A 4751-nucleotide genomic window follows, 5' to 3' on the forward strand; every position below is an offset into this window, starting at 1 on the left:
ATCGGCCCCGACGCCCCCATCATCACCACCGACGCCCGCCACCGCGCGGACGCCAAGAGCGCCCTCATCACGCTCGTCGAGCACGCCCTCATGGCGCGGCTCAAATAGCACGGTTCAGCTGTCGTGCGGGAGGGGCGGGTTGTGTCATGCGACACGGCCCGCCCCTCTCGTTCATAACGTTTCGACAGAGAATTGCCGCCGGTCGGGCACAGGGCGCGTTCAGTTGGTGCCGCTACGCTCACAACTTCCCCCATTTTTGCCGCCGGAAGCTCTTTATGTCCGATTTATGTGGGGCATAAGGCTCTAGGAATGGCCGATTTCAACTGTTTGGAACACGGCCGTTAACCGTGCTGGAATTCAACGAACCAGCTAGTAGCACCGCGGAGAGGTTGTTGGTCGAGTGAGGCGAAGCAACGCAAGCCCCGCGGATGAACCCGCGCGCGGCAACTTCACCCCGCCGCCGAGAGCGGCCGTGTCGCCCGTCGACGCGCCCGTGGAACCACCGGCGGGCAGCGGCAGCTCCAGCCGGTTCGCGCCCCGCAACTGGCGCGTGCCGACCCGCCTGAACGCCATCCTGCTCGTCCCCGCGCTCGTCGGGCTGGTCATGGGCGGCTTCCAGGTGAAGGGCTCCGTGGACACCTGGAACGAAGCCCAGGACGCCGAGAAGATAGCCAGGGTCGTCCAGGCCTCGTCCGGGTACAGCCAGGCACTGCTGAACGAGCGCGACCTCACGGCCGAGCCGCTCCTGAGCGGCGACACCAAGAGCGAGGCGGTCACCAAGGCGTACGCCGCGACCACCGCGGCCAAGGCCAAGTTCGACAAGGCCGTCCAGGACATGCCGGAGCAGCAGGGCCTGGAACGCCGCCTGGAGCTGTTCCGCGGTGACGAGCCCAAGCTGGACGCGGTCCGCAAGTCGGCCTACCTGGCGGCGATCGAGACCCCGAAGAAGAACCTCCCCAGCGCGCTGGGCCCCATCCCCACCGAAGAGGGCTACGTCCTCGTCCAGCACTACCTGATGCAGTTCGCCAACGAGCTCGGCCTCGGCACCGGCAACGTGACCTCGTACGGCCGCATGGTCTACGCGATCCAGCTGGCCAAGGCGGCGAACTCGCTGCAGCGCGCGGTCGGCACCCACCTGCTGGTCCGCCCGAGCACCAACGAGGACGTCCGCAAGGCCCAGCTCGTCGCCTTCTCCTCGTACTCCTACCTCGAAGAGATCGCCATCGGCGAGTACGTCGCCGCGGGCACCGAGGCGGACACCAACCGCCTCAAAGAGATCATGGGCCAGAAGTCCGAGGAAGGTGCCGAGAAGCTCGCCGAGGCCAAGTCGGCCGCGGAGCAGGCCGGCACCGCCTTCAGGCCGCCGCCGGTGGTCAACGGCTCCGCGCTCACCGGCATGACCGAGGCCATCGCCAGCGGCGACAGCAAGGCCAGGCTGGCCCTGAACGGCACCACGCCCACCGCCTGGCAGTACGCCGCCACCGCGAAGTTCGACGGGTACGACCAGATCGAGAAGGAATTCCTCGACAAGGCCGTCAAGGACGCCGGCGCGATCTCCGACGAGGCCCGCAACGACGCGATCACCAACGGCGCCATCGTGGTCCTGGCCCTCCTCGCCGCCTTCATCCTGGCGGGCCTCATGGCCCGGCAGATGGGCCGCGCGATGCGCGGTCTGCGCAGCGCCGCCTTCGACATCGCCGAGCAGCGCCTGCCGATGCTCGTCGACCAGCTCTCGCGCACCGACCCGGGCAAGGTGGACACCCGTGTCCGGCCGATCCCCATCGACTCCCGGGACGAGATCGGCGAGGTCGCCCGCGCCTTCGACCAGGTCCACCGGGAAGCGGTACGGCTCGCGGCCGAGCAGGCGCTCCTGCGAGGGAACGTCAACGCGATCTTCACGAACCTCTCCATACGCAACCAGTCCCTGATCGAGGGCCAGCTGACCCTGATCACCGATCTGGAGAACAACGAGGCCGACCCGGACCAGCTGGAGAACCTCTTCCGCCTGGACCACCTGGCCACCCGCATGCGCCGCAACGGCGAGAACCTCCTCATCCTCGCGGGCGAGGAGCCGGGCCGCCGCTGGGACCAGCCGGTCCCCCTCGTCGACGTCCTGCGCGCCGCCTCCTCCGAGGTGGAGCAGTACGAGCGCGTCGAGCTCTCCGGCGTCTCCGACGCCGAGATCCACGGCCAGGCCGTGACCGACCTCGTGCACCTGCTCGCCGAGCTGCTGGAGAACGCCACCACGTTCTCCTCCCCGCAGACCAAGGTCCGGGTCAACGCGACGCGTCTGCCCGACGGCCGCGTCATGGTCGAGATCCACGACAAGGGCATCGGCCTCACCGCCGAGGACTTCGCCGACATCAACCACAAGCTGGCCAACCCGCCGACGGTGGACGCCGCGATCTCGCAGCGCATGGGCCTGTTCGTGGTCGGCCGGCTGGCGGACCGCCACAGCATCCGCGTCCAGCTGCGCCCCTCGGGCGAGGCGGCCGGCACCACGTCGCTGGTCATGCTCCCCGACGCGATCACCCATGGTGGCGGTGGCGAGGTCGTACCGAACGACGACTTCACGGTCTCCCAGATCATCCCGGAGCAGCAGGCCCCGCAGCCGCAGCAGGCCCTCCAGGCACCCTCGCTGCGCACCGCGGCGGAACTCGGCTTCGACGACTCCCGGTACGACCAGCAGGGCGCGGAAGGCCGCGACCTCGACCCGGTCGGCCGCTCCCTGGGGCGCGAGGAGCGCCGGGCCGCGCTGGAGGCCCAGGCCGGATACGGAGAGCCGGGTCAGCAGGGGCAGCCGGAGCAGCAGGGGTACCCCGGCCCGGAGTATCCGGAACCCCAGCCTGAACATGGGTATCAGCCGTACCAGGGCTACGAGCAGCAGCCCGAACAGGGCTACGAAGCCCCGTACGAGCAGCAGGGCGCACAGCCCGGCTTCGACGCCTACCCGCAGCAGGGATACGGCTATCCGGAAGCCGGCTTCCAGGACCAGCAGCAGGCCGCCCCGGCGTACGACGGCGGCTATGACGCCCAGTCCGCAGAGGTCGAGTGGCCCGGACAGAACACGTATCCGGCTGCCTACCAGCAGGATTACGGGACCGAATCGGAATCACCGTCCGGTGCCGAACAGGCCCCGGAACGCGTAGGCTTCGACCGTCCGGACACCGCTGCCGACACCGGTCACAAGATGACCGGAGCGGGTCTGCCGCGGCGCGGCAGCCAGCAGCAGTGGCAGCCGGCACAGAAGGAAGCGGAGTCCACCGGATCCCTCTTCGAGCAGCGGCCGCAGCGTCAGCAGCAGCCCGCCGAACCGGAGAAGGCACCGGAGGAAACTGAAGGCACCGCGGCCTGGCGTTCGCGCAATGACGATCGCTGGCAGCAGGCCGGCAAGCTCCGTGAGCCGAAGGCGGGCGGGATCACCCCGTCCGGTCTCCCTCGGCGGGTACCCAAGGCCAACCTGGTCGAGGGTGCGGCGGAGACGACCCCGCAGGGCGGCCCACAGGTCTCCCGCGCCCCGGAGGACGTCCGCGGCAGGTTGAGCAACCTGCGGCGCGGTGTCCAGCAGGGACGCAGCGCGGGTTCCGAGCAGTCAGGTAACAGCTATGACCAGGAGCGTTAGTGTGAGCCCGATGAGCCAGGCGGCACAGAACCTGAACTGGTTGATCACCAATTTCGTGGACAACACCCCCGGGGTGTCGCACACGGTGGTGGTCTCCGCCGACGGACTGCTTCTGGCGATGTCCGACGGGTTCCCGCGCGACCGCGCCGACCAGCTGTCGGCCGTGGCGTCCGGTCTGACCTCGTTGACCGCCGGGGCTTCCCGGATCTTCGAGGGCGGCGCCGTCAACCAGACCGTGGTCGAGATGGACCGGGGATTCCTCTTCCTCATGTCCGTCTCGGACGGATCCTCCCTCGCGGTGCTCGCGCACCCCGAGTGTGACATCGGCCTCGTGGGCTACGAGATGGCACTTTTGGTGGATCGCGCGGGCAGTGTCCTCACCCCGGACCTGCGCGCCGAGCTCCAGGGAAGCCTGCTCAACTAGCAGACAGGCAGTGCGTTTCGCGCCATCGCACCATAGGGTGCGGTGGCGCGGTACCACAGGGAGCACCGCGTATTTGGAGTCGGAGGAGGAAACGTGACAACACCCGGAGGACATCCCTATGGCGGCGCGCAGCAGCCGCAGGGTGGGCACGACCAGAACCGCTTCAACTTCCCGTCTGCTCCCAGCCGGCCCGTGTCGGAGCACAATCCGTACCAGCAGCCGTACGGGCAGCCCCCGCAGTACCAGCAGCCCCAGGTGCCTCCGCAGCAGCCGCCGCGCGCCGCGCGTCAGCCCGCTCCGAAGGCCCACAATCCGCTGGTGCGTCCGTACGCGATGACCGGCGGCCGGACCCGGCCGCGCTACCAGCTCGCCATCGAGGCGCTGGTCAGTACCACGGCCGATCCCGCGCGGTTGCAAGGGCAGCTGCCCGAGCACCAGCGCATCTGCCGTCTGTGCCAGGAGATCAAATCCGTCGCGGAGATCTCGGCACTCCTCTCCATTCCTCTTGGTGTCGCCCGCATCCTCGTCGCCGACTTGGCGGAGGCGGGCCTTGTCGCCATTCATCAGCCCGGCGGCGACGAGTCTGCCGGCGGCCAGCCAGATGTGACACTGCTCGAAAGGGTGCTCAGTGGACTTCGCAAGCTCTAGCGGCGGAGCGGCTCCTCGCTCCACCACCTCCGCGAAGATCGTGGTGGCGGGCGGCTT

The 4751-nt window shown here is 69.0% G+C and carries 3 protein-coding genes and 2 pseudogenes; all 5 read left to right on the forward strand.

Features of this window, described 5'->3' with window-relative positions:
- Positions 1-108, forward strand: a pseudogene (locus ABT106_RS31120) (ATP-binding protein); the annotation flags it as partial.
- Between the two features lie 292 nt (positions 109-400).
- On the forward strand, positions 401-3622 hold the full coding sequence (locus ABT106_RS31125) for a sensor histidine kinase (protein WP_351284189.1): 3222 nt from the start codon (positions 401-403) through the stop codon (positions 3620-3622).
- 10 nt (positions 3623-3632) lie between these two features.
- On the forward strand, positions 3633-4046 hold the full coding sequence (locus tag ABT106_RS31130) for a roadblock/LC7 domain-containing protein (RefSeq protein WP_267717653.1): 414 nt from the start codon (positions 3633-3635) through the stop codon (positions 4044-4046).
- 93 nt (positions 4047-4139) lie between these two features.
- Positions 4140-4694 carry a DUF742 domain-containing protein gene (locus ABT106_RS31135; RefSeq protein WP_267717654.1) on the forward strand — a complete coding sequence of 185 codons (555 nt, stop codon included), beginning with the start codon at positions 4140-4142 and terminating at the stop codon, positions 4692-4694.
- Positions 4675-4751 (forward strand): annotated as a pseudogene (locus ABT106_RS31140) (ATP-binding protein); the annotation flags it as partial. The gene ABT106_RS31135 and the pseudogene ABT106_RS31140, both read left to right, overlap by 20 nt.

Source organism: Streptomyces sp. NPDC002044 (genome assembly GCF_040296725.1).
Taxonomy (GTDB): domain Bacteria; phylum Actinomycetota; class Actinomycetes; order Streptomycetales; family Streptomycetaceae; genus Streptomyces; species Streptomyces antarcticus.